Raw genomic sequence first — 23,602 nt, 5'->3', positions numbered from 1 at the left:
AGATGCTGCCCCGGGTCGACCTGGTGCAGCTGCTCACCCACGCGACCGTGTTCGTCTGCCCCTCGGTGTACGAGCCACTCGGCATAGTCAACCTGGAGGCGATGGCCTGCGAGACCGCGGTGGTCGCCTCCGCGGTCGGCGGCATCCCCGAGGTCGTCGCCGACGGCGTCACCGGACTGCTGGTGCCGTTCTCTGGCGACGGGTCAGGGGCGCCGCTCGACCCGCGGGGCTTCGCCCACGACATCGCCCTCCGCGTCAACCGGCTGCTGGCCGACCCGTCTCTGGCCGAGCGGTTCGGCAGGGCCGGCCGCCGCCGGGCGGTGGAGGAGTTCGGCTGGGACGCGATCGCGGCGCAGACCGCCGCGCTCTACCGCGAGCTCGTCCCGGAGTAGCGGCGCCCGCGGCGGCTCACGAGGCTCAGGTGCCAGCCCAGGCGCGCCCGGCTCAGGATCGGTCCGTGACCCGCTTGGCGTAGCAGTTGGCGAGATCGGGGTGGGTCCCGCGGAGCTTGTCGCGGTGGTCGAGTGCCTCCTGCCAGGTCGAGAACACGCCGCTGTAGACGACCCAGTAGTCGGCGGCGAGCGAGTTGTAGCCCGAGGAGTCGAGCACGCCCACGTTCTTGACGCCCGAGTTGCGATAGGCGTCGGCACGCGCCTCCGCCGCCGACCGGCCCTCAGAGGTGCCGATGCTCGCCAGGATCACCGTGAAGAAATTGTCAGGCAGCGGGGCGACCGTGCTCGACGGCGCCCCGCTGGTCCGATCGCTGACGTTCTGATCCGGTCGCTGCACTCCAGAGGGATTGAACAGGCCAACCAGGATACCGCCAATCAGCCCGATGAGCGCGAACACGGCGACCATCCCGGGCCCGGGTCGAGGCCAGCGGTCTTCGTACATGCCGGTGACGCTATCGTCCAGTTGGCGGAAGGCTCAAATAGTGCACGACCGGTTAGGACGCAATGGTTGGCTTCGGGCGAAAGTGACGGGGATTCCATAACTCGATAGTGTTCACCGGCCCAATGAACCACCGGAGGTCCTGTGTCCCCAGACGTGACCAGCTCAGCCACCAGTCCGCCCCGTGACCGCACCCTGGGGGGGGTGCGGTCGTGAATTTCTCCGGCGTCGCCCGCTACAACCACGAGCGTCCCGACCTGGAGGAGATGGCCCGCGCAAGAGACTCCGCCCGGCGTGACGCCGTTGCCCGTCTGAAAGACTTCGAGATGATCGCCGGCACGACCTGCGTCGAGCGATCCGCCAGCGACTACATCATCTACGGTCCCACTGGCACGCTCCACGTCTACCGCATCACCGCTGAGCTGGCCTAGGGAGCCCGGCTCATACCAGCAAACGGTACTGCCCGCCTGCGACGGCCAGTACCATGTCATCCTCGCGTTGGGCGCCAGCGGCCGCTGGCGCCCAACGCGAGGGAACCGCACGGCCAGCGTGGCCCTGACCTCTGAACAGTTGCTCCGTCCTTCCTTCCTGGAGGCTGCCTTTATGACGCGCATCGGCGTGCTCACCGGCGGGGGTGACGTTCCCGGCCTGAACCCCTGCATCAAGACACTGGTCTACGGGGCCATCGACCGCGGCTACGAGGTCCTCGGCATCCGTCGTGGCTGGGCCGGACTGCTCGACTACGACCTCAACGCCGGCGAGCCGCAGGAGGAGTGCGTCCGACCCCTTGGCAAGAAGGACGTTCGCACCATCGACCGCACCGGCGGGACCTTCCTGCACACCAGCCGCACCAACCCGGGCAAGGTCAAGCCCGGCGACGTGCCCGAGTTCCTGAAGGGCCAGGGCCAGGGCGAGTCCGACGGGCCGTTCGACTTCACCCCCCACTGCCTGGCCGTGATCGAACGGCTCGGGCTCGACTGGCTGGTGGCGATCGGCGGGGACGACACCCTGTCGTATGCCGAGCGCCTCTCCAGCGAGGGCATGCGGGTGGTGGCGGTGCCCAAGACGATGGACAACGACGTCTACGGGACCGACTACTGCATCGGCTTCTCGACCGCGGTCACCCGCAGCGTGCAGTTCATCCATCAGCTGCGGACCTCGACCGGCTCCCACGAGCGCATCGCGGTGGTGGAGCTGTTCGGGCGCAACTGCGGGGAGACCTCGCTGCTGTCGGCCTACCTGGCCGGGGTGGACCGGGCCATCATCTCCGAGGTGCCCTTCGACCCCGAGCTGCTCGCCCGCTACCTGCTCGAGGACAAGGCGGCCAACCCGTCGAACTACGCGATGGTGACCGTGAGCGAGGGCGCCACCATGCTCGACGGCCAGCTCCACGAGCGCGGCGAGGCCGACGCCTACGGGCACCGCAAGCTCGGTGGCATCGGTCTGGCCACCGGGGGCGTGCTCAAGCGGCTGACCGGCGAGGACATCGTCTACCAGCAGGTCGGCTACCTGATGCGGTCGGGCGCGCCCGACGCGCTGGACCTGATGGTCGCGGTCAACTTCGCCAACATGGCCCTCAACCTGATCGACCAGGACGCCGCCGGCAGCATGGTCTCGCTGCAGCGGGGGGCCTACACGTCGGTGCCCATCGCGACGATGATGTCGGGGGTGAAGCGGGTCGACGTGGACGCCCTGTACGACGAGAAGCGCTACCGCCCCCTCATCCGCCAGGTCGACGGCAAGCCCATGTTCCTGTACTGACATGCTCACCGGCGAGAAGGTGCGGCTGCGGGCGGTCGAACGCGAGGACCTCGACCGGCTGACCCCGGTTGCCGCGCTCCACGGTCATGCGACTGCACCCCCGGCCAGGAAGCTGCCGGGGGTGCGGGTCGGCGTGGGGCGTGGGTCAGAAGCTCGAGCGGGCCTCCGAGCGGACCTCCTGGGCGTTCTGCCTGGCGCTCTCGGCCAAGCCCTGTCCTTGCTCCTGCCCGCGCTCCTTGACGGTCTGGGCCGCGCTCTGGGCCGCCTCCTGGGCGACCTCCTTGCCGCGTTCGAAGGCCTCCTGCCCGGTGTCCTTTACCCTCTCCTTCACCTGGTCGGCCAGCGGGCCGATCTTCTCGTCCTCCACCCGGCTCGCGGGTAGAGCCAGCCCGGCGAGGAAGCCGAGGGCGACGGCGCCGACGGCGAGGCCCAGCGGGTTCTCCTGGGCCAGCCCGAGGCCGAGCCTGGTTACCCGCTCGGCCTGCTGCCGGTCGGGCGCGCGGTCGCCCACCCGCGAGGCGGTACCGCCGACCTTGTCGCCGACACGGTCCGCGGTGCCGGTCACGGCCTCCTTGGCGCGGGTCGCGGTCTCGCTCACCTTGTCCTTCACGGCCTCCACCTTTCCGGCCACGGCCTCCTTGGCCCGCGAGGGCACGTCGGCCTTGTAGCCGATGGCCTCGACGGTCTCGCTCATCTCGGCCCTGGTCTGCTCTATTTCTTGGCGGATGGCATCTGGGTCTTTGCCCACTGCACGTCCTCCTTCACGGTCTCGACGGTCCGCTCGGGCACGGGCGGCGCGGCCTCCTTGATCTTCTTCCTGCCCCTGAGGGCGAGGACTGCGGCGACCGCGCCGTACACCACCGCCACGAGCAGCGCGGCCAGCGCGGGGTGCAGCACCTCGCTCAGGGCGAGGATGAAGCAGGCGGTCAGCGCGGCGGCGGCGAGGAGCCCGATCGCTCCGGCGCCGCCGAGCAGTCCCGCGCCCACGCCCGCCTTCTTGCCTTTCTCGGACACCTCGGCCTTGGCCAGCTCGATCTCCTGGCGCAGGAGCTGGGTCGTCTCCTGGGAGAGCTGCCTGAGCAGCTCGGGCAGCGGGCGCTCGCGCAGGTCGCCCGGCGGGAGCGGCTCTTCGTACGAAGCCATCAGTACCTCCCGGTCGCTGGTGCGTCCCGCGTCACGTCAGCGGGTCGGGGCTCGGGCGGCGCCGGGTGTCGACCGGATCCGGGTCGGGGACGTCGTAGGCGTCCACCGGCGCCCGGGTGGTCGTGGTCGGCTCCGGGTCGTAGGTGCCGACGACCGGCGGTGCCTCGGCCCCCAGCGGCTCGCTCACGGGCTCGGGGTAGGCCCGGGTGGTCGCGTAGTCCGAGCCCGTGTAGGCCGGGTCGGTGGTGGAGGCGGTGCCCGTATAGGCCGGGTCGGTGACGGGAGCCGTGCCCGCGGTGGAGGCGGCGCCGATGTAGGTCTCGCCGGCGTAGCCGGCCTGGTCGTAGCCGGTCCCCCTCTGGTCGTAGCCGGTCCCGCCCCGGTCGTAGTCGGCGTCGTCGAACCATGACCGGCCGCGGCCGCCGTGCTGGGACGACCGGTAGCGCTGGCTGCTCGACGCCTTCAGGAGGCGGGACGCCGCGAACCCGAGCGCGAGACCCCCGGCCACCACGGCCCAGGGCCGCTTGCGGGCGAAGTCCTCGACGTCGGCCAGCAGGCGGTCGGCGTCGGCGCTCTGGAGGTACCGCCCGACGTGCTCGGCCCGGTCGGCGGCCCGCTCGGCCAGCCTGGCCGGGGTGTCCTTGCCCTGCCGGCGGAGCTCCTCGGCGATGCTGCGGACGTCCTGCGCCGTCCCGGTGGCGCGCTGTCCGGCCTGCGTCGACCGCTGGTCCACCTGGTCGCGGAGCCGGCTCCGGGCCTGCCCGGTGGCGGCCCTGGCCTTGTCCTGGGCGACCTGTGCCTTCTCCTTGACCTGGTCTTTCACCTGGTCCGCGGTGGACCCGCCGTCGCCGGCGCGCGCACCGGTCGGATCGGTGGCGTAGTCGTACTGGGTCATCGCTGACCTCCCTTCGTTCGTGGCTTCTGTCCGCCAACCGTGCCTATCTCCTGGACGGGGCCAAAAACCTCTTCTCTGGAGCGAGCCGGAACCTCGTCCTGCTGGGCGCGGTAGGCTCGGGCCACCCGCGGGCGAGGCCCCGCCGGCAGCCGAGCGTCAACGGACCGTCGAAGGAGCCGCATGTCCGAGCAGCCGTCCCCAACCAGCGACCCGAGCAAGGACCTGAACGGCGCGGGTGCGCTCGTCACCGGCGGCGCGAGCGGGCTCGGCGCGGCCACCGCCCGGGCTCTGGCCGCCCGGGGCGCCCGGGTGGCCGTGGTCGACCGGGACGGCGAACGGGCCGCCGGGCTGGCCGCCGAGCTCGGCGGCCAGGCGCGCTCGTTCGCCGCCGACGTGACCGACGAGGCGCAGCTCGGCGCCGCGGTCGAGGGTGCGGCCGAGGCGTTCGGGGGGTTGCGGGTGGCCGTGCTCTGCGCCGGCATCGGCTGGGCCGAGCGGGTCGTCGGGCGCGAGGGCGCGGCCGCCCTGCAGCCCTTCCAGACCGTGATCAGCGTCAACCTGGTCGGCACCTACAACGCGCTGCGGCTTGCGGCAGCCGCGATGGCCCGCAACGAGCCCGACGCCGACGGCCAGCGCGGCGTCGTGGTGATGACCGCGTCGGTGGCCGCGTTCGACGGCCAGATCGGCCAGACCGCCTACGCCGCGTCCAAGGGCGGTGTGGTCGCCCTGACCTTGCCGGCCGCCCGCGACCTCGCCCGGGTCGGCGTGCGGGTCTGCACGATCGCGCCTGGGATCTTCGACACCCCCCTGCTCGGCCAGCTCCCCGAGCAGGTCCGCGAGAGCCTCGGTGCCGGGGTGCCCTTCCCCGCCCGGCTCGGCCAGCCCGCCGAGTACGCCCTGCTCGCCTGCCAGATCGCCGAGAACCCGTACGTCAACGGCGAGGTGATCAGGCTGGACGGCGCCCTGCGCATGCCCCCGAAGTGACGGCGGTCAGCGCTCGTCGGACTCCTCGGGGACCAGGCCGCCCACGAAGCGCTCGCGCAAGGTGCGCTTGGAGAACTTCCCGGTCGCGGTCTTCGGGATGTCGTCGACGAACTCGACCCGGTCGGGCAGCCACCACTTGGGGAACTTGTCGGCGATCGAGGCGACCAGCTCCGCCTCGCTGACCTCCCGGTCGGGCTTGCGCACCACCACCGCGAGCGGACGCTCGGCCCACTTCTCGTCCGGGACCGCGATCACCGCCGCCTCGGCCACGTCCGGGTGCCCCATGAGCGCGTTCTCGAGCTCGACGCTCGAGATCCACTCGCCGCCCGACTTCACCAGGTCCTTGGTCCGGTCCATGAGGTGCAGGTAGCCCTCGCCGTCCAGGGTGGCCACGTCGCCAGTGTGGTACCAGCCGTTGACGAAGGTCTGCGCGGAGCGCTCGTCGTCCAGGTACTCGCCGGCGATCCAGGCGCCGCGCAGCAGCAGCTCGCCCATGGACTTGCCGTCGGCCGGCACGGGGTTGCCCTCGCCGTCGACGATGCGCTGTTCGAGCCCTGGCACCAGCATCCCCTGCTTGGCCTTGTAGGAGTAGCGGGCCTCCACCGGCAGGTCGGCCAGGCTGGACTTGAGCCTGGAGAAGTGGGTCACCGGGCTCGCCTCGGTCATGCCGTAGGCGTGGATGAACTGCACCCCGTACCGCTCCTCGTAGGCGCGGATCATCGACACCGGCGCGGCGCTCCCGCCGCAGAGGATCCGCTCGAGCGGGCCAAGGTCGCCGCCCTCCTTCTCGAGGATCTGGAGCACGCCGAGCCAGACGGTGGGCACGCCGGCTGAGACCGTCACGCCCTCCTCGCGGATGAGCTTGAGGTAGTCGGCCGGGGTCGGGGCCGGGCCGCCGTAGACCTGGGTGGCTCCGAACCAGGTGGCCGCGAACGGCATCCCCCAGGCGTTGACGTGGAACATCGGCACGATCGGCAGCAGCACGTCCCGCTCGCTGATCGCGGCCGTGTCGACCGTGCCGATCATCAGCGTGTGCAGGAACAGCGCCCGGTGGGAGTACGCCACCCCCTTGGGGTTGCCGGTGGTGGCCGAGGTGTAGCAGATGCCGGCCGTGGTCTCCTCGTCGAGCCGTGGCCAGTCGGTGACCGGGGCGGCCGCCTCGACCAGTGCCTCGTAGTCGTGGACGGAGCCGAACGAGAGCTCGGCCCCCGGGCCGTCGGGGGCCACGACCACGTGCTCGACGCTCGAGAGCTCGCCGAGGACGGGCACCAGGGCCGGAGCGAGCGTCGAGTCGACCACCAGCACCTTGTCCCGCGCGTGGTTGACGATGTAGGCGAGCTGGTCGGGCCCGAGGCGGATGTTGAGGGTGTGGTAGCTGCCGCCGAGCAGCGCCGCCCCGAAGTACATCTCGAGGTGGCGGTCGTGGTTCCAGCAGAAGGTCCCGACCCGGTCGCCGCTGCCCACCCCGAGCTCGCGGAGCGCGCCGGCCACCCTGGCCACCCGGTCGGCCCAGTCGCCGTAGGTGGTGCGGGCGATCGCGCCGCCGGCACGCCTGCTCACGATCTGCTTCTCCGGGAACAGCGTCCGGGCTCGCTCGTAGATGCTCCGGAGGGTGAGTGGGTAGTCCATCATCGGGCCGGACCTCCTCGAGCTGGGCTGCCGGCCGCCGTGCCGGCTTCCCGAGATGCTACGAGGTGGCGGGGGTCTGCGGTAGAGGGACGGCTTCCCGCAGGCCACCATCCCGGGTTGACGGGTTCCCGCGGGTCACCACCCTGGTTTGAGGGCCGTGCTCGCGAACATCTTGGTTCCGCCGTGCGGTAGCGTGCCGGCGAGGGGCGCCGGCCCGACGCCTGGCGTGCTCAGGAAGGAGGAGGCGTGCGGCTCTACCTGGTCAGGCATGGCCAGACCGACTGGTCGCGGGCCCGGCGGCACACCGGCCGGACCGACGTGCCGCTCAACCCGGCTGGCGAGGACGAGGCCCGTGAGCTCGGCGTCCGCCTGGCCGGCGAGAACTTCGACCGGGTCTTCTCGAGCCCGCTCCGCCGGGCCATGGACACCGCCAGGCTGGCCGGGTTCGGCCAGCGGGCGGAGCCGAGTGACGCCTTGCTGGAATTCGACTACGGCGAGTACGAGGGGCTGACCACCCCGGAGATCCGGGCCATGCGGCCCGGCTGGGACCTGTTCCGGGACGGCTGCCCGGGCGGGGAGACGGTCGAGGCGGTCGCCGAGCGGGTCCGCCCGCTGCTCGCCGCGTCCACCGACGCCGACGAGGACGTGCTGCTGTTCAGCCACGGCCACCTCATCCGCATCCTCAGCGCCTGCTACCTCGGCCTCCCGCTCGACGCCGCGCGCCACCTGTTCCTGGGCACGGCCAGCGTGTCCGTGCTCGGCCGCGAGCACGACTGGCCGGCCATCCTGGGCTGGAACGACCAGGGCGGCCGGTGATGGCGGGCGTGCTCCGCGATCCCTCCCGGGCGGCTGTGGTCGCCGCCGCCATGGAGCGGATCGAGCCGGGCATGACCCTCGGACTCGGCTCCGGCCGGGCCGTGTTCGGCCTGGTTCAGGCGCTCGCGGTCCGGTGGCCGGGGCGGCCCCCGCTCCGCGCGGTGGCCGCCTCCTCGGCCACCGAGGTCAGGGCCCGGGCGGCCGGCCTGGAGATGATCAGCCTGGACGACGAGGTCACCCTCGACCACGCCTTCGACGGCGCCGACGAGGTCGGCCCGGGCCTCGGGCTCGTCAAGGGCGGTGGCGGCGCCCTGCTGCGCGAGAAGCTGGTGCTCGCCGCCGCCCGCCGGGTCACGATCCTGGCCGAGGCGCACAAGCTCGTCGGGCGGCTCGGCGCGACCCGGCCGCTCCCGGTCGAGGTGGTCCAGTTCGCCTGGCCGACGACCCGGCGCCGCCTGCTCGACCTGGTCCCCGCGGTCGCCCTCCGGCTCGGCCCCGGCGGCGCCCCCGTGATCACCGACGAGGGCCACTACCTGCTCGACTGCCAGGTGCCCGAGGTCGACCCGCACGCGCTGGCCGCCGCGGTCAAGGCCACCCTCGGCGTGGTCGAGCACGGCCTGTTCCTCGACCACGCCGACGAGGTCCTCCTCGGCAACCCCGACGGCACCGTCGAGGTCCTCACCCGCCTCCGGGGCGGGCCGCCGCCGTGACCTCGGGCGAGCCCATGCGACGCGTCGCCATTGTGCGGCCGCCCGGCGCGTCGTTCGCCCGCGCGCTGTCCGAGCATCCCGACCGGGCCACGATCGACCAGGCCCGAGCCGCCGAGCAGCACGCCGCCTACCGGGAGGCGCTCCGCCGCGCCGGCCTGGACCTGGTCCAGCTCCCCCCCGACGACGAGCTGCCCGACGCCTGCTTCGTGGACGACTGCGCGGTCGTGGCCGGCGGGGACGCGCTGCTCACCCGGCCGGGAGCGCCGTCGCGGGCGGCGGAGCCGGAGCGGCTCGCCGGCGCCCTCGCTCGGCTGGTGGGCTGGATCGATCGGATGACACCGCCCGCCACGATGGACGGTGGAGACGTCCTCGCGCTCGGGGACACACTGGTCGTGGGTCGATCCCGGCGGACCAACCAGGCCGGGATCGACCAGTTGGCCGCCTTCGCCGCCCCTCGTGGACTCCGGATCGCAACCGCCGAGCTTCCGGCCGGCACGCTCCACCTGCAGTCCGGCCTGACCGCGCTGCGCAGCGACATGGTCGTGGGCAGCCCGGAGCTGTTCGATCAGCCCGCGTTCGGCGCTGTGGAGACCAAGGTCCCTGTGCCTCCCGAGGAGGCGCCAGCGTGCAACGTCGTCGCGGTCGGCAAGTCGGTGGTCATGGCGGCCGGTTGCCCGCGGACGGCCACCGCCGTCGCCGCCCTCGGCCTCGACGTCATCGAGGTGGACCTGTCGGAGTTCACCAAGGCCGACGGCGGACCGACGTGCCTGTCGCTGCTGGCTTGTGGGTCTACGACCTGACGCGGCCGAGGACGACGGCGCCGTTATGGCCGCCGAGGCCCATCGAGTTCGACACGGCAACGTCGAAGCTGGCCTCGCGGGCCTTCAAGGGGACGTAGTCGAGGTCGCAGGCCGGATCGGGGTCGTCGAGGTTGATGGTGGGTGGGACCACCTGGTCGCGCAGGGCGAGCGCGGCCGCGATCGCCTCCAGGGCGCCGGCGGCGCCGAACAGGTGCCCGGTCATCGATTTCGTGGACGAGATCGCCATCTGGTGGGCATGCTCGCCGAACGCCTGCTTGATGGCCTGGGTCTCGGCCGGGTCGCCGAGCGGGGTGCCGGTGCCGTGGGTGTTGAGGTAGCCGACCTGGTCGGGCCGGACCGCGGCTGCCTCCAGCGCGTCGGTGAACATGTGGATCACGCCGCGGCTCTCCGGGTGCGGGGTGGCGACGTGGTAGGCGTCGTTGGAGGCGCCGTAGCCGAGCACCTCGGCGTAGACCTTGGCGCCCCGGGCCCGCGCCCGCGACTCGGACTCGAGCACGACCACGGCGGCGCCCTCGGCGATCACGAAGCCGGAGCGACCCCGGTCGTAGGGCCGGGAGGCCGCCTGCGGCTCGTCGTTGCGCGCGGCCAGGGCCTGCATCTGGCAGAAGCCGGCCAGCACGAGCGGGGTGATGCACGCCTCGGTGCCGCCAGCCAGGAACACGTCGGCCCGCCCGCGCTTGATGAGGTCGGCCGCCTCGCCGATCGCGTGCGACCCGGTCGCGCAGGCCGACACCACCGCGAAGTTGGGCCCGATGGCGCCCAGCTTGGTCGCGATGTAGCTGGTGGCGGTGTCCACCAGGCAGTTGGGGAGGAACGTGGGCGAGACCCGGCCAGGCCCCTTCTCGGTCAGGACGCGCTGCTGCTCCTCGATGATGCCGATCCCGCCGATGGCCGAGCCGACCACCACACCGGTCCGCCCGGGGTCGGTGACCTCGTGCCCGGCGTCGGCCGCGGCCTCGGCGGCGGCGGCGAGGGCGAACAGCACGCTGCGGTCCATGCGGCGGGCGTCCTTGCGGGACGCGGCCCGCTCGGGGTCGAAGCCGCGCACCTCCCCGGCGATCCGCACGGGGAACGGGGACGGGTCGAACGCGGCGATCGTGTCGATGCCGCTCCGCCCCTCGAGCATCGCCTCCCACGTGGACGGGGCGTCGAGCCCCAGCGGGTTGACGGTGCCGATACCGGTGATGAAGACGCGTTCCATGGCTGCGCCAAGCCTAGCAGGTGGGCTTCACCCCAGGCGGGCTTCACCCCAGGCGGGCGCACCCTGACGGCTTGGAGCGCCTGCGGCGCGACCATTCCATTCCGACGGCCAGGTTCGGCCGTCGATCAACCCAGGAACTCCTCGCCCTCCTCTTCGAGCTCGTCGCGGGCGGCGAACACGGCCAGGTCTGGGTCGAGGCCGAGCTCCTCGCCTTCCTCGGCGACAAGCTCGTCCTCGATGGTGTCGGCCATCTCGTGCGGGTCCAGGTCCTCGGGAAGCTGGTCAGCCAGCTCCTGCAGCTCGGACTCGTCGGGCTCGTCCACGAAGTCGTCGAGCGGGTCGTTGCGCACGGCGGACTCCCTTCGCTGCTTCGTTCGGTTGGGATGCATGCAGATCCTACGGATACCCCGGGCCCCAGGCATACCCCAGGCGGGTGGCGAAATTCTCGTGCCGGGTGCGGGCCTGCCGCTCGGCCTCGACCGCCTCGGGCTGGGGCTCGACGACGCGGTCGGTCTCCGGGCTGGTCACCTTGCCCAGGGCGACCAGGGCGGCGCCGCGCGCCGACGCCTCCGGCTCGTCGGTGACGAGCACGGGCCGGTCGAGCGCGTTGGCCATGGTCTGCTGCCACCAGGGTGAGGCCACGATGGCGCCGCCGGAGGCGACCACCTTGGGCGGCTCGGGCAGCACCGCCTCCAGGGCCTCGAGGCCGACGGCGAGGCGGAAGCAGACCGCCTCGAGGGTGGCCGCGACGATCTCGACCGCGGTGGTGACCAGCGACAGGCCGAGGATCGCCCCCGACCCGGTCAGCAGGTCGAGCGGCGCGCGCGCCCCGGCGTGGTAGGGCATGACGCTGACGCCCCGGGCACCGGGCGGGACCGAGCTGAGGGCGGCCTCCATCTCGTCGTCGGCGGGCAGCCGGAGCACCTCCTTGGACCAGGCCCAGAGGTTGCCGGCGCCGGAGTAGGCGGCGCCGGTCACCAGCCGGCGGTCGTCGACCCGGTAGCGCCACAGCGCGCGGCGGAGCGGCGCCCCCGGATCGTCGTGGACGACCCGGATCGCGGCCGAGGTGCCGACGTTGATGTTGGCATGCTCGGGGGTGACGCACCCGGCGCCCACGTTGGACGCGGCCCCGTCGCCGATGACGGGGTGCCAGCTGGCCTCGGCCAGCGCCGGCCAGCGCCGCGCACCCTCCGGCGCCAGCCGCCCGGTCCAGCTCTGCGGGAGCACCTCGGGCAGGGCCCCACGACCGACCCCGGCGAGGTCGAGGGCCTCGTCGTTCCAGTCCATCGTCTCGAGGTCGAGGAGCCCGGTGCCCGACGCCATGGAGATCGAGGCGCCGGGCTCACCGAGCAGGCGGGCGGTCACATGCTCGGAGAGCCCGAGGTAGCGGGCTGGGGGCGGGGTCAAGGTGCGGGCCAGCCAGGGCACCTTGACGGTCCAGAAGGTGGTGTGGGGCAGCGCCCCGGTCCTGGCCAGCAAGCGCTCGGGGTCCACGCGCTCCCGCAGGGAGGGCACCAGCTCCGCGGCGCGCGTGTCGGCCCAGGTCAGGGCGCCGGTGCGGGGCCGGCCGTCGGCGTCGGCGGCGATCACCGAGTGCCAGGCGCATGAGATGGCCATGTCCTGGACCGGGTCGAGGCGGCCGCTGGCGGCCAGCTCGTCCAGGCACTCCCCGACGGCGTTGACCACCTCGTCGGGGTCCAGCTCGGCCTTGCCGTCGTCGTCGATGGCAAGGTGCGTCTTGCGCCGCGCGAGCAGGCCGGGGACCGCCTTGCCCTCGGCGTCGAACACCAGCGCCCTGACCGACGACGTGCCGAGGTCGAGGGCGAGCACCTGTCCTGCAGCCACCTCCACCTCCCCGGCGAGCGCCTCGGGGTTCTTCCCCCTGACGGCCGGTCCTAGCCGCGTCCGCTGGCGGCCCGCTTGCGGCGCCGGTAGCTGCGCGCCTTCATCGCGTTGCCGCAGTCGTCCATGGCGCACCAGCGACCCGAGCGGTTCTTGGAGTGGTCGTAGTAGGCCCATTGGCACTCGTCGTTCAGGCATGCCTTGAAGCGAGGCCAGGTGCCGTCGGCCATGGAGGTGTGCACGGCGGCGAGGATGCGGCCGATGGCACCCTCCACGCCGACCGGGTCCGGCTCCAGCGTGGTCCGCCCCTGGGGGTCGAAACGGACCAGCAGCCGGGAGTTCCTCGACGCGCGGTTCAGCGTCTCCAACGAGCCTCCGTCGAGGGGGGCGCCGGCGTTGGCCAGGAGGACCGCCCGCAGCGCCTCCCGCACCTCGACCGCCCGCTGGTGGTCGGCGGCGCCGAGGCGCTCCTCCGGGCCGAGCAGCCCGTGCCCGGCCAGCCAGGCGCGCAGCCGCTCGGGGTCGCCGACCTGGTCGGCGTCGCCCTCGACGTCATAGGTGTTCACGAACTGCTGCACCAGCACGAGCGCGCCGGGTGCTTCCTTGTTCTCTGCCATGGCGAACCAGGTCCTTGTAGGGCATGTCATCACCAGTTTATCCACATGAACGGTAATCACACGAGTCCTCCTTCCGGAGAACGACAATCTAGTCACTATCAACTTTGTTTAGACAGTGACGAAGGCGTAAGGTGGCCGGTGCCCGAGGATGCCGGCAGACGGCGCCGGCCACGAAGGAGCTGAGCAGGGATGTCGCGTGACCGCTGCGACCTGAGGGGTGGATGCGGCCAGTGACCTGGCCTGGGCCTCGCCGGCCAGCTCGCCGGCGCCCGCTGAGACGGCCGGTCAGGACGGGGCCGGGCGGGGCGGTCCGGCTCGCCCGCCGGGTGGGAGCCGCTTCCAGGCGAGCCCGGCCAGGACCTCGAGCACGACACGGTGGGCGTTGTTGACGGTCAGGTCGGCCCAGTCGTACGGGGGCGCCACCTCGACCACGTCCATGGCGACCAGGTTCGTCCGCATGGCGATCTCCCGCACGGCGCGAAGCAGGTCGGCCGGGTTCATCCCCCCCGGCTCCGGAGTGCCCGTGCCGGGCGCGAAGCCCGGGTCGAGCACGTCGATGTCGACCGAGAGGTAGAGCGCGTCGGTGCCCTCGAGCGCCTCGGCGATGGCGTCCTCGAGGACCGCCGCTGCGCCCCGCTCCCAGATCTCCTGCATGAGGTGCCAGCGCATCCCCTGCTCGCGCATCCAGCCGAACACGTCGGCCGGCGGCCAGTACCCCCGCAGTCCCACCTGCACGAAGTTGCGGCCGAGGACGGCGCCGGACTCGATCAGGCGGCGCATGGGCGTGCCGTGGCTCGCCAGGTTCCCGTCGATCGAGTCGGCGGTGTCGGCGTGCGCGTCGAAGTGCACCACGCCAACCTTGCCGAAGCCGTGGTGGTCGGCCACGGCGGTCGCGGCCGGCCAGGTGATGGAGTGGTCGCCGCCGATGACCACGGGCACCACGCCCCGGCTCGCGACCTCGCCGACCCGCTCGTGGATGGCGGCCCGCGACGGCTCCCACATGCCGTGGCTGCAGATGGCGTCGCCGTAGTCGACCACCGCGAGGTGCTCGAAGATCTCCAGCCCGAGGTCGAGATGGAAGCCGGCCGGGTGGTGGGCCTGGGCGCGGAGCGCGCGGGGCCCGAAGCGGGCGCCCGGGCGGTGGGTGGTGGAGCCGTCCCAGGGGGCGCCCACCACGGCCACGTCCGGCGCCCAGGCGGCGAGCTGCTCCGGCTCGGTCAGCGGTGGGCGCCCGGCGAACGTCGCGAGCCCCTGGTAGCTCTCGGACTCGAGCTGCCGCCGCAGCCCCGGCGGAAGGTCGCGCTCAGGCCTGCCCATGCATACCTCCTCTCACGGCAACCTTCCCGCCGTGGCAGTGGTGAATCCGCTGATCGTCTGGACACACAGCACAGGCGCTCCTGATGGTGAGTCCGTCGATCGTCTGGACCACGGCACAGGCTCCTGGTGGTGAGTCCGCCACTCGTCACGTCCATGGCACAGGCGCTCCTGGCGGAGGGTCAGACTCTCCCCACGACCACCAGCCACATCATCGCAGAGGGTCAGACTCTCCCCACGACCACCAGCCACATCATCGCAGTGCGGGGAGCGAGCTCCCCGCACATGGACAGAGCACTCCGAGTAACTACACTGCCGGCGACATCCACCACCCGTGGAGGGAGGTTGGCATGCGGCGGCGGCTGGTCCTGTGGGACATCGACGGGACCCTGGTGTCGGCCGCCGGGGTCGGCCAGGAGGTCTTCGCCCAGGCGTTCCGGGCCGTGATGGGCCGCGACCCGGCCGGGATCGGCGGGCACATGGTGGCGATGGCTGGCCGAACCGACCACGAGATCGCGCTTGAGTTCCTCGCCGTCCACGACGTCGCCGACGGCGAGGCGCACCTGCCCGCGTTCACCAGCGCGCTCGCGGCGGCCATGGGGGCCCGCTCGCGCTGGCTCGCCGAGCATGGGCACGCCCTGCCGGGCGCCGAGGCGGCCCTGGCCGCCCTGGGCCGGGAGCCCGGGGTCGTCCAGTCGTTGCTGACCGGCAACATCGAGCCGAACGCGGCCGTGAAGCTGGCCGCGTTCGGGCTGGACGCCTACGTCGACTTCGAGGTCGGGGGGTTCGGGTCCGACGGTCGCCACCGGCCGAGCCTGGTGGAGGTGGCCCGGCGCAAGGCGAGGGCGAAGTACGGCGTGGCCTTCGATCCGTCCACGACCGTGCTCGTGGGCGACACCCCGCTCGACGTCGCCGCCGGCCGCCAGAGCGGCGCCCGCGTGGTGGCCGTCGCGACCGGCCCGTTCGACGCCCGGGACCTGCACGCCGCCGGCGCCGACGTGGTCCTGCCCGACCTGCGCGACACCGGAGCCGTGCTGCGCGCCGTGCTCGCCGGAGCCGCCGGGCCGCATTGAGCTGCAAGCCGGCTGCCCGACCGGCTACAGCGAGCGCCGGCGTGGAACGCCGGAAAGCCGGGCCGCCCGACGGTTGCGGGCAGCGCCGGCGTGGAAATGCCGGGGGACACGGACCTGGCCGATGCCGGGGTCGCCGAGCCGGCGGAGAGGAGGGAGGGGCATGCGGGCGATCACGATCGTGCCTGGCCAGGCGGGCAGCGTCCGGCTCGACGAGGTCGAGGAGCCGTCCCTGGCCTACGGGCCCGTGCTGGTCGACACCTTGGCCATCGGGGTCTGCAGCACCGACCTGGCGCTGGTCGCGGGCGAGTACGGCTGGCCTCCCCCGGGCCGGGAGCGGCTCGTGCTCGGCCACGAGTCCATCGGCCGGGTCGCCGAGGCTCCCCGGGCAGCGCGCTGGATGCCGGGGACCTGGTCGTCGGCATCGTGCGCCGCCCCGACCCGGTGCCCTGCCCGAGCTGCGCGGTGGGCGAGTGGGACATGTGCCGCAACGGCAGGTACACCGAGCGGGGCATCAAGGAGCTGGACGGCTTCGGCTCCGACCGGTACCGGGTCGAGCCCGAGTTCGCGGTCCGGCTCGATCCCGGGATGGAGCGGGTCGGCGTGCTCCTCGAGCCGGCCAGCGTGCTGGCCAAGGCCTGGGAGCAGGTCCAGCGTATCGGCTCGCGGGCGTACTGGACGCCCGAGCGGGTGCTGGTGACCGGCGCCGGTCCGATCGGGCTGCTCGCTGCGCTGCTCGGCGTGCAGCGGGGCCTTGAGGTGCACGTGCTCGACCGGGCCACCGGGGGCCCGAAGCCCGGCCTGGTCGCCGACCTAGGCGCCACCTACCACACCGGGCCGGTGGCCGACGCCTGCCGGGACCCGGACGTCGTGATCGAGTGCACCGGCGCCGGCCAGCTCGTCTTCGACGTGATGACCGCACTCGCCCCGGACGGCATCGTCTGTCTCACCGGGCTGTCGGCAGCCGGTCGGATCCTGAGCGTGGATGCCGGCGCCCTCAACCGCGAGCTGGTGCTCGAGAACAACGTGATCGTCGGGACGGTGAACGCCAACCGCCGCCACTACGAGGCCGGCGCCAAGGCCCTCGGCGAGGCGGACCCGGGGTGGCTCGAGCGGCTCATCACCCGCCGGGTCCCGGTCGAGCGGTTCCCCGAGGCGCTGGAACGCCGACCCGACGACGTCAAGGTGGTCATCGAGTTCAGTGCCTAGTGTCCCGAGTTACTGGGTGGAACAAGGCGCAGGTGGTCGGCCAACGCGACGGCCAGCCGCTGGTTGACGTCGCTCCAGCGGCTGGCGTCGCTCCAGCGGCTGGCGTCGCTCCAGTCCAGCACACTGACCACCACGACCGTGCCCTGCTGGGACCAGCGCAGCAGCACACTGCCGCCAAAGGCCGACCGTTGCGGGTCGTCGGAGCAGGCCGCCAGCACCCCCCGGGTCCGGTGCACGGTTGGCGTGGCGATCCGGCGCTCGTCCTGGCACTGGAGGGCAAGCCCACCGGTCGCGTCACGGGTCGGCGTCGCGACGATCGAAAGGGCGCTGTAGCCTCCCGGGGCGCCGACGTAGCCGGGTGGGACCACGAACGCGCCCTGTAGGAATCGCAGCACCTGCCCGCGCCGGCAGCTGGGCGGCTGGTCGCACAGCCGCGGCGGCGGCGAGCCGGGCGGCGCCGTGGGCAGCAGCCCCGGGCAGGGAACCGCGAAGCCGAGCCGGTCGGCGACCTGGTGGCAGCGGGCCCGGAACCCCCGGCTGGTCTGGGTCAGGTAGACGCCGCCGATCTCCAGCGCGTCGGCCGGCAGCGGCGCCGGGGCATAGCCGGCGCTGGCTGCCTGGGCGGTGGTCTGGTAGCAGGTGACCGCGTCCGCAGCCGGTGGGGGCTTGGCGGGATGACCAGGCGGGTAACTGGTGTGGTTGGCCATGGCCAGCACCGGCCACAGCAGCGGGCAGGTGACGCTGGCGCCGGCCCGGTAAGGCGCCTGGGTGCTGGCGGCGGCAGTCCGTGCCGGATGGGGAGGCGGGCGACGTCCGCTGCTGCCGCCGTTCAGCCAGCGACCCGTGAGGACCAGGGCGACGACCAAGAGAGCAGCGGCCACCACGCCGAGCGCCTTCGGGCCGCTCGCTGGGCCCACGCGCAACCGTCGTGCCATGCCAGCTCCCCCGCAAGGCTCTGGCGACATGCTACGTCCGCAGCGCCAGGCGATACGAGCCTTCTCGTTGGGTCCGCAGCTCAGTAGTGCTCGTTTGGGTCCGCAGCTCAGTAGTGCTCGGCGCTGATTCGTGACCCTGGGGGAGCCGACGGCCGGTCCAAACGCCAGCCGGCCCGGCCAGGTGGTCGAGCCCTGCCAGCAGCCCGGCCGGCAGCCGAATAACAAGCTGCGAATCCGGGCCGGGACGGGGTACAACCGTGCCATGGACATCGAGATCCGGTCGATCGCCGCCGACGAGATGAAGGCGTACGTACGCGTGCTTTCAGCCGCGTTCGGCGAGACCTTCCCTGACGAGCAGGCCGACGACGAGATGAAAACGTTCGAGCTGGACCGCAGCATCGCCGCGTTCGACGCCGGCCGCATCGTCGGCACCGGCGGGGCCTACTCGATGGAGCTGACCTTGCCCGGACCGGCCTCGCGTGCTTCAGACGAGCGGGCCTCGCGTGCTTCAGGCGAGCTCGCTCCGCGCGCTTCAGGCGAGCCGGCCCTGCCTGCTTCAAGCGGGCCCGCCACGGTCCCGGTCGGCGGCCTCACCGCGATCGCTGTGCTGCCGACGCACCGGCGCCGGGGGATCCTGCGGGCGATCATGCTGCGTCACTTCGAGGACGTCGAGTCCCGGGGTGAACCGGTGTCGGTCCTGTTCGCGTCGGAGTCGCTCATCTACGGCCGGTTCGGCTATGGCCTGGCCACCTTGCAGGCCTGGTACAACGTCGACCCGCGCCGGGCCGCCTTCGACCGGGTGCCGGCTCCGGGCGGCCGGACGCGCCTGGTGGAGGGCGAGGAGGCCCAGCGGCTGCTCCCCGAGGTGTACGACCGCTGGCGCCGCGTCCAGCCGGGGGAGCTGAGCCGCAGCCCGGCGCGGTGGGAGGTCGAGTTGCGCGACCCCGAGTGGATGCGCCGCCCCGGCACGACCGGCCGCCTCGACGTGGTGTACGAGTCGGAGCCTGGCCACGCCGACGGGTACGCCACCTACCGGGTCGAGTCGAGCTGGGCCAACGGCTTCGCGACGGGTACCGCCCGGGTGGGCGAGCTGTTCGCCCTGACCAACGAGGCGGCCGCCGGGCTCTACCGGTACTGCCTGGACCTCGACCTGGTCGGCACGGTGCAGTTCGAACGGCGCCCGGTCGACGAGCCGCTGCGCTGGCTGCTCGCCGACCCCCGCCGGCTCAGGGTCACCGAGATGACCGACGGGCTCTGGGTGCGCCTGCTCGACCTGCCCGCCGCGCTCGCTGCCCGCCGCTACGCCGTGCCCGGCTCGGTCGTGTTCCAGGTCGCCGACCGCCTGCGGCCCGCCAACGACGGGCGGTTCCTGCTCGAGGGCGGGCCGGACGGCGCCGAGTGCCGCCCCACCGGCCGTGAGCCCGACCTGGTCTGCGACGTCGCCGACCTGGGCGCGGCCTACCTCGGGGGCATCCGGCTCGGGTCGCTGGCCCAGGCCGGCCGGGTGCTCGAGCAGGTGCCGGGCGCGCTCGCCCGAGCCGACGCGATGCTCGCCACCGACCCGGCCCCCTGGTGCACGACCACCTTCTGACCTGCGGCTGGCACGCTCTGACCTGCGGCGGGCACGTTCTGACCCGCGGCGGCACCGTTCTGACCCGCGGCGGCAACGTTCTGACCCGCGGCGGCAACGTTCTGACCCGCGGCGGCACCGCTCTGACCCGCGGCGGCACCGCTCTGACCCGCGGCGGGGGAGCCGTGCCCACCCACCCGCCCGCGGCATGACCCCGCCCGGCCGGTTCCACCGCGACCGGGTCACCTGGCTCGCCTACGGCGCGCTCTGCCTGTTCGCCTACTTCGAGGTCAGCCCCGGCCCGGTCATGCCCTACCTCCGCGAGGAGCTGCGCCTCGACTACACCACGGCCGGCCTGTACCTGGTCGCGTTCCCAGCCGGCGCGCTGGTCACCGGCTTCCTGGCCGGGCGGGTCGAGCGCCGCCTCGGACGCCGCCGCATGCTCTGGACCGGGGTCCTGGGGGCGGCGGCGGGCGCGGTCGCGCTCACGCTGGGGCGGCAGGTGGCCGCCACGCTGGCCGCCACCCTGGCCATGGGGGTGTTCGCCACGCTGATCCTGGTCGTGGTCGAGGCCGCCCTGGCTGACCACCACGGCGAGCGGCGGGCGGTCGCCTTCGGCGAGTCCAACACCCTGACCAGCCTCGTCTACACCCTCGCCCCGCTCTCGGTCGCGGGCGCGGTGGCGGCCGGGCCCGGCTGGCGGGCCGCCCTGGTCGCCGCCGCCCTGGCCGGCGCGGCGCTCTGGCTCGCCGGCCGCCACGTCCCCATCCCCGACGGTCGCCCCGTCCCGGCCATCGGCGGCGAGGCCGACCAGCCCGGGGGGCGCGCGGCCCGGGAGATGTTGCCCGCCGCGTTCTGGCTCGTCTGCGCGGTCCTGGCCTGTGGCGTTGCCGTGGAGTGGTGCATCGGGTTCTGGGGCGCTCCCTTCCTGCACGACGTCGTCGGGCTCCCGACCGGCACCGCGGTCGCGGTCATGAGCGTGTACTACGTTGCCATGACGGCCGGCCGGGCCGCGGGCAGCGTGGTCGCGCGCTGGCATCCGCCCCGGCGGCTGCTCTGGGTCGCGCTCGGCGCCACCGCTGCCGGCGTGGCCGTGTTCTGGACCGCCGGCGGGCCGGTGCCGGCTGTGGCCGGACTGCTCGTGGCCGGGCTCGGCGTGGCCAACCTCTACCCGCTGTCGCTGGCGGTGGGCATGGCGGTCGTGCCCGACCGGTCCGGGCTGGCCAGCGCCCGCTTCGCGGTCGCCGGCTCCCTCGCCGCCCTGGCCGGCCCGCTCGGGATCGGCCGGCTGGCCGACGCCGGCGGCATCCGGGCCGCACTGGCCGTGGTCCCCGCGCTGGTCCTGGTCGCTGCGGTCGCGCTGGCCGCCGGCGGTCTGGAGCGGCGACGGTCCCGGGCCGGAGTCGCCTGACCCCGGCCGGGACCGTACCGCCTGTCGGGACCGTACCGCCGGTTGCAGTAGGGCTCCAAGGGATGCGGGCGGGTGGCGCGCCCGGAGCCCGGACCGGTGCGCCACCCGCCCGCGGGCCTCGCGTGCTTTCAGGCAGCCGGGTCAGCCCTTGTAGCCGCTGCTGCCGTAGCCGCCGCCGCTGCTGCCCGCCTTCTTCACCAGGGTGCCGTCGGCGCCCACCACGAACCACTTGTCGCCCACGCCCTGGCCGTTGACGTCGCCCGGCTGCTGGTCGCCCGAGTAGTAGTAGAGCGGCCAGCTCTTGTAGGTCGTCTGCTTGCTGCCGTCGGTACGGTCGGTCGTGCTGAGCAGGGAGGCGGAGACGCCGCCACCCCCCACCGGGCTGGCCTGGGCGACCAGCGGCAGCCAGGTCTGGGCGCAGGTGCCGTAGCAGGTGCTCTTGCCGTCCTTGTCGGGCGTGAACGCGTACAGGGTGCGGCCCTTGTCGTCGGTCAGGACCTGGCCGAGCTTGGACTGGGCCAGCTTGAGCCCGGTCGCGGTGGCGGACGGGGCCGCGGTGGCCGCCGGCTGGCCGCCCTGGCCCTGGCTGGTCGGCTCCTTGGACGTGCCGCCGCAGGCGGCCAGGAGCAGCATGAGCGCCGCCAGCGTGGCGACGCCGCCAACACGTGTCCTGCGCATCTGGGCCTCTCCTTCGGGTTGATCGGGACCTTGTCGGGAGAACTCCCCTCGGGTCGCCCTGCTTCCCGTCTCCCGCCGCTTGGTTCCCCGGTGGGTGCGCGGGCACCGGCCGGCTGGGTGGGTGCGCGGGCACCGGCCGGTCGGGTGGTGCGCCGGCACCACCTGGCCGGTTACTGTCGGCCCGTGAGCCCGGCGGGCACCGGGGATGTTACGCGAGAGGAGGGGCGTCGAATGAGCGAGCGTGGGGCGGGCCGCGCGCGGCTCCGCGCCCTGAAGCCGCCTGCGTTCGACGCCGCGCTGGCCCTGGCCGCCGCGGGCCTCGGCCTCTCGCTGGCCGCCCCCCTGGCGGCCAGGCCCGTCCCGAAGGCGGCGGCGGTCGCCCTGTACGTCCTGGTCCTGCTCCACACCCTCCCGCTTGCGCTCCGGCGCCGCTTCCCGCTGGCGGTGCTGCTTGTCGGCCTGATCACCGCCGCCGGGGTGGTGGCGCTCGGTTTCCTTCTGCTTGCGCTCGGCCCGACCATCCTGGTGTCCGTCTACACCGTTGCCTCCCGCTGCGACCGGCGCGTCTCGCTCGCGGGGGCGGCCGCCGTGGAGGCCGGTGCGATCCTCGTCGAGCTGCTCCGGCCCGGGCTGTTCGGCGACGCCGCCACCCTCGTGACGCTCGCGGTCGTGCTCGGGGTGGTGTGGCTGCTGGGCGACAGCAGCCGCCGCCGGCAGGCCGCCGTGGCCGCCGCCGAGGAGCGCGCGGTGCAGCTCGAGCGGGCCCGGGAGGAGCTCGCCAGCCGGGCCGTGGCCGCCGAGCGCCTGCGCATCGCCCGGGAGCTGCACGACGTGGTGGCCCACAGCATGAGCGTGATCGCCGTGCAGTCGGGCACCGGCCGCCTGGTGATCGACACCCAACCGGACGAGGCGCGCCGGGCGCTCGAGGCTATCGAGGACACCAGCCGGGCCGCGCTGCAGGAGATGCGCCAGCTCCTCGAGGTGCTGCGGCAGGAGGACGACAGCGGCGGCGGCCTGGCCCCCGTGCCGGGCCTGGCCGACCTCGACCCGCTCGTCGCCCAGGTCGTCGAGTCGGGCGTGGCCGTGGAGGTCCGGGTCGAGGGGACGCGGTCCGGCGTGCCCGCCGGGGTCGACCTGTCCGCCTACCGCATCGTGCAGGAGGCCCTGACCAACGTGATGAAGCACGCCGGACCAGCCAAGGCGACGGTCGTGGTCCGCTACGGCGACGGGGAGGTCGCGCTCGAGGTCACCGACGACGGCCTCGGCGCCGCGCCCGTCGCCACCGGGTCCGGCCGGACCGGGCTCGGCACCATCGGCATGCGGGAGCGGGCGGCCGTCCACGGCGGGGACCTCGAGGCGGGCCCCAGAGCCGGCGGCGGGTACCGGGTCGCGGCGCGCCTGCCGTTCCGGGGGACGGGGCCGTGACGATCAGGGTCGGGGTCGCCGACGACCAGCCGCTGGTGCTGGCCGGGCTGCACACCATGGTCGGGTTCGCCGCCGACCTGGAGCTGGTCGGGGAGGCCGCCGACGGAGCCGAGGCGGTCGAGCTGGCGCGTCGGGAGCGGCCCGACGTGCTCCTCATGGACGTGCGCATGCCCGGGCTTGACGGCATCGAGGCGACCAGGCAGATCACGAGTGCCCAGGAGACCAGCGGCGTCCGGATCCTGATCCTCACCACCTTCGAGCTCGACGAGTATGTCTACGCCGCGCTGCGGGCGGGCGCCAGCGGGTTCCTGCTCAAGGACACCCGGCCCGAAGAGCTGTTCGCCGCGATCCGGGTGGTGGCCGCCGGCGACGCCTTGCTGGCACCGCGGGTGACGCGCCGGCTCATCGAGGAGTTCGCGCAACGGCCCGAGCCCGGGCGGCTGGGCCCGGCGGCACTCGACCCGCTCACCGAGCGGGAGCGGGAGGTGCTCGCGCTGGTGGCCCGCGGCCTGTCCAACGCCGAGGTCGCCGAGCGCCTGGTGGTCAGCGCAGCGACCGCCAAGACCCACGTGAGCCGGATCATGACCAAACTCCAGGCCAGGGACCGGGCCCAGCTCGTGATGCTCGCCTACGAGTCCGGCCTGGTGGCGCCCGGCTCGGCCTGAGCCTCGGCCGGGGCT

24 protein-coding genes and 1 pseudogene are annotated in these 23,602 nt (G+C 73.4%); 13 read left to right on the top strand and 12 right to left on the bottom strand.

What is annotated here, in order from left to right:
• A partial coding sequence (locus tag VG276_05675) for a glycosyltransferase (protein ID HEV8648892.1) occupies positions 1-392 on the top strand: 392 nt, incomplete at its 5' end.
• A 52-nt stretch (positions 393-444) separates the two neighbouring features.
• On the opposite strand, the gene VG276_05670 is transcribed toward VG276_05675, so the two are convergent.
• A complete protein-coding gene (locus VG276_05670) occupies positions 445-894 on the bottom strand; it encodes a hypothetical protein (GenBank protein HEV8648891.1) in 450 nt (149 codons plus the stop codon).
• A 209-nt stretch (positions 895-1,103) separates the two neighbouring features.
• Here VG276_05670 and VG276_05665 point away from each other — a divergent pair, with 209 nt between their 5' ends.
• A complete protein-coding gene (locus tag VG276_05665; GenBank protein HEV8648890.1) occupies positions 1,104-1,322 on the top strand; it encodes a hypothetical protein in 219 nt (72 codons plus the stop codon).
• A 172-nt stretch (positions 1,323-1,494) separates the two neighbouring features.
• A complete protein-coding gene (locus VG276_05660; protein ID HEV8648889.1) occupies positions 1,495-2,652 on the top strand; it encodes a 6-phosphofructokinase in 1,158 nt (385 codons plus the stop codon).
• 145 nt (positions 2,653-2,797) lie between these two features.
• Here VG276_05660 and VG276_05655 read toward each other — a convergent pair whose 3' ends face one another.
• Genes VG276_05655 through VG276_05645 form a run of 3 tightly spaced genes read right to left on the bottom strand, consistent with a single transcriptional unit; the run spans position 2,798 to position 4,690 of the window.
• Positions 2,798-3,346, bottom strand: a complete 549-nt coding sequence (locus tag VG276_05655; protein HEV8648888.1) for a hypothetical protein — start codon at positions 3,344-3,346, stop codon at positions 2,798-2,800.
• Positions 3,347-3,363: 17 nt separating this feature from the next.
• Complete coding sequence (locus VG276_05650) at positions 3,364-3,795, bottom strand: phage holin family protein (GenBank protein HEV8648887.1); 432 nt, start codon at positions 3,793-3,795, stop codon at positions 3,364-3,366.
• A 31-nt stretch (positions 3,796-3,826) separates the two neighbouring features.
• Positions 3,827-4,690, bottom strand: a complete 864-nt coding sequence (locus tag VG276_05645) for a hypothetical protein (GenBank protein HEV8648886.1) — start codon at positions 4,688-4,690, stop codon at positions 3,827-3,829.
• Positions 4,691-4,870: 180 nt separating this feature from the next.
• On the opposite strand from VG276_05645, the gene VG276_05640 reads away from it, so the two are divergent.
• Positions 4,871-5,674 (top strand): SDR family NAD(P)-dependent oxidoreductase, encoded by an 804-nt coding sequence (locus VG276_05640; GenBank protein HEV8648885.1) that lies wholly within the window; start codon positions 4,871-4,873, stop codon positions 5,672-5,674.
• A 6-nt stretch (positions 5,675-5,680) separates the two neighbouring features.
• Here the strand turns inward: VG276_05640 and VG276_05635 are convergent, their stop codons facing one another.
• Positions 5,681-7,306, bottom strand: coding sequence for a long-chain fatty acid--CoA ligase (locus VG276_05635; GenBank protein ID HEV8648884.1), 1,626 nt, complete (start codon positions 7,304-7,306; stop codon positions 5,681-5,683).
• Between the two features lie 243 nt (positions 7,307-7,549).
• Between VG276_05635 and VG276_05630 the strand changes: the two genes are divergently transcribed.
• Genes VG276_05630 through VG276_05620 form a run of 3 tightly spaced genes read left to right on the top strand, consistent with a single transcriptional unit; the run spans position 7,550 to position 9,629 of the window.
• Positions 7,550-8,119: a histidine phosphatase family protein gene (locus tag VG276_05630; GenBank protein ID HEV8648883.1), complete on the top strand. Its 570-nt coding sequence runs from the start codon at positions 7,550-7,552 to the stop codon at positions 8,117-8,119.
• Entirely contained in the window at positions 8,119-8,829 is a 711-nt protein-coding gene (gene rpiA / locus VG276_05625; GenBank protein HEV8648882.1) for a ribose-5-phosphate isomerase RpiA, read from the top strand. Before VG276_05630 ends, rpiA begins: the two co-directional genes overlap by 1 nt.
• A gap of 14 nt (positions 8,830-8,843) precedes the next feature.
• Complete coding sequence (locus VG276_05620; protein HEV8648881.1) at positions 8,844-9,629, top strand: arginine deiminase family protein; 786 nt, start codon at positions 8,844-8,846, stop codon at positions 9,627-9,629.
• Here the strand turns inward: VG276_05620 and fabF are convergent.
• From fabF to speB, 5 genes are all read right to left on the bottom strand, one after another.
• Positions 9,619-10,851, bottom strand: a complete 1,233-nt coding sequence (gene fabF, locus VG276_05615) for a beta-ketoacyl-ACP synthase II (protein HEV8648880.1) — start codon at positions 10,849-10,851, stop codon at positions 9,619-9,621. The genes VG276_05620 and fabF overlap by 11 nt on opposite strands.
• Positions 10,852-10,976: 125 nt before the next feature.
• Complete coding sequence (locus tag VG276_05610; GenBank protein HEV8648879.1) at positions 10,977-11,201, bottom strand: hypothetical protein; 225 nt, start codon at positions 11,199-11,201, stop codon at positions 10,977-10,979.
• A 46-nt stretch (positions 11,202-11,247) separates the two neighbouring features.
• The gene (locus VG276_05605; GenBank protein ID HEV8648878.1) at positions 11,248-12,696 is read right to left on the bottom strand and encodes a gluconokinase; all 1,449 of its coding nucleotides are present in this window, start codon (positions 12,694-12,696) and stop codon (positions 11,248-11,250) included.
• Between the two features lie 50 nt (positions 12,697-12,746).
• Positions 12,747-13,310 carry a CGNR zinc finger domain-containing protein gene (locus tag VG276_05600; GenBank protein HEV8648877.1) on the bottom strand — a complete coding sequence of 188 codons (564 nt, stop codon included), beginning with the start codon at positions 13,308-13,310 and terminating at the stop codon, positions 12,747-12,749.
• Positions 13,311-13,595: 285 nt separating this feature from the next.
• Positions 13,596-14,627 carry an agmatinase gene (gene speB, locus VG276_05595; GenBank protein ID HEV8648876.1) on the bottom strand — a complete coding sequence of 344 codons (1,032 nt, stop codon included), beginning with the start codon at positions 14,625-14,627 and terminating at the stop codon, positions 13,596-13,598.
• Positions 14,628-14,974: 347 nt separating this feature from the next.
• On the opposite strand from speB, the gene VG276_05590 reads away from it, so the two are divergent.
• The gene (locus VG276_05590) at positions 14,975-15,697 is read left to right on the top strand and encodes an HAD family hydrolase (protein ID HEV8648875.1); all 723 of its coding nucleotides are present in this window, start codon (positions 14,975-14,977) and stop codon (positions 15,695-15,697) included.
• Positions 15,698-15,857: 160 nt separating this feature from the next.
• A pseudogene (locus VG276_05585) lies at positions 15,858-16,903 on the top strand (glucose 1-dehydrogenase).
• Here the strand turns inward: VG276_05585 and VG276_05580 are convergent.
• Entirely contained in the window at positions 16,900-17,838 is a 939-nt protein-coding gene (locus tag VG276_05580) for a hypothetical protein (protein ID HEV8648874.1), read from the bottom strand. The pseudogene VG276_05585 and the gene VG276_05580 overlap by 4 nt on opposite strands.
• A gap of 262 nt (positions 17,839-18,100) precedes the next feature.
• Here VG276_05580 and VG276_05575 point away from each other — a divergent pair, with 262 nt between their 5' ends.
• Positions 18,101-19,429 carry a GNAT family N-acetyltransferase gene (locus VG276_05575; GenBank protein ID HEV8648873.1) on the top strand — a complete coding sequence of 443 codons (1,329 nt, stop codon included), beginning with the start codon at positions 18,101-18,103 and terminating at the stop codon, positions 19,427-19,429.
• Between the two features lie 187 nt (positions 19,430-19,616).
• Complete coding sequence (locus tag VG276_05570; protein ID HEV8648872.1) at positions 19,617-20,819, top strand: MFS transporter; 1,203 nt, start codon at positions 19,617-19,619, stop codon at positions 20,817-20,819.
• A gap of 141 nt (positions 20,820-20,960) precedes the next feature.
• Here the strand turns inward: VG276_05570 and VG276_05565 are convergent, their stop codons facing one another.
• The gene (locus VG276_05565) at positions 20,961-21,497 is read right to left on the bottom strand and encodes a hypothetical protein (GenBank protein HEV8648871.1); all 537 of its coding nucleotides are present in this window, start codon (positions 21,495-21,497) and stop codon (positions 20,961-20,963) included.
• Positions 21,498-21,728: 231 nt separating this feature from the next.
• Between VG276_05565 and VG276_05560 the strand changes: the two genes are divergently transcribed.
• Together VG276_05560 and VG276_05555 are read left to right on the top strand one after the other, a co-directional pair.
• Positions 21,729-22,922 carry a sensor histidine kinase gene (locus VG276_05560; protein HEV8648870.1) on the top strand — a complete coding sequence of 398 codons (1,194 nt, stop codon included), beginning with the start codon at positions 21,729-21,731 and terminating at the stop codon, positions 22,920-22,922.
• Complete coding sequence (locus VG276_05555; GenBank protein HEV8648869.1) at positions 22,919-23,587, top strand: response regulator transcription factor; 669 nt, start codon at positions 22,919-22,921, stop codon at positions 23,585-23,587. The genes VG276_05560 and VG276_05555 overlap by 4 nt, the downstream gene beginning before the upstream one ends.
• The last annotated feature ends 15 nt before the right edge of the window (positions 23,588-23,602 follow it).

Source organism: Actinomycetes bacterium (genome assembly GCA_036000965.1).
GTDB lineage: Bacteria > Actinomycetota > CALGFH01 > CALGFH01 > CALGFH01 > DASYUT01.
The sequence above is the reverse complement of the archived record's forward strand: the minus strand, read 5'-3'. Positions and strand labels throughout refer to the sequence as shown.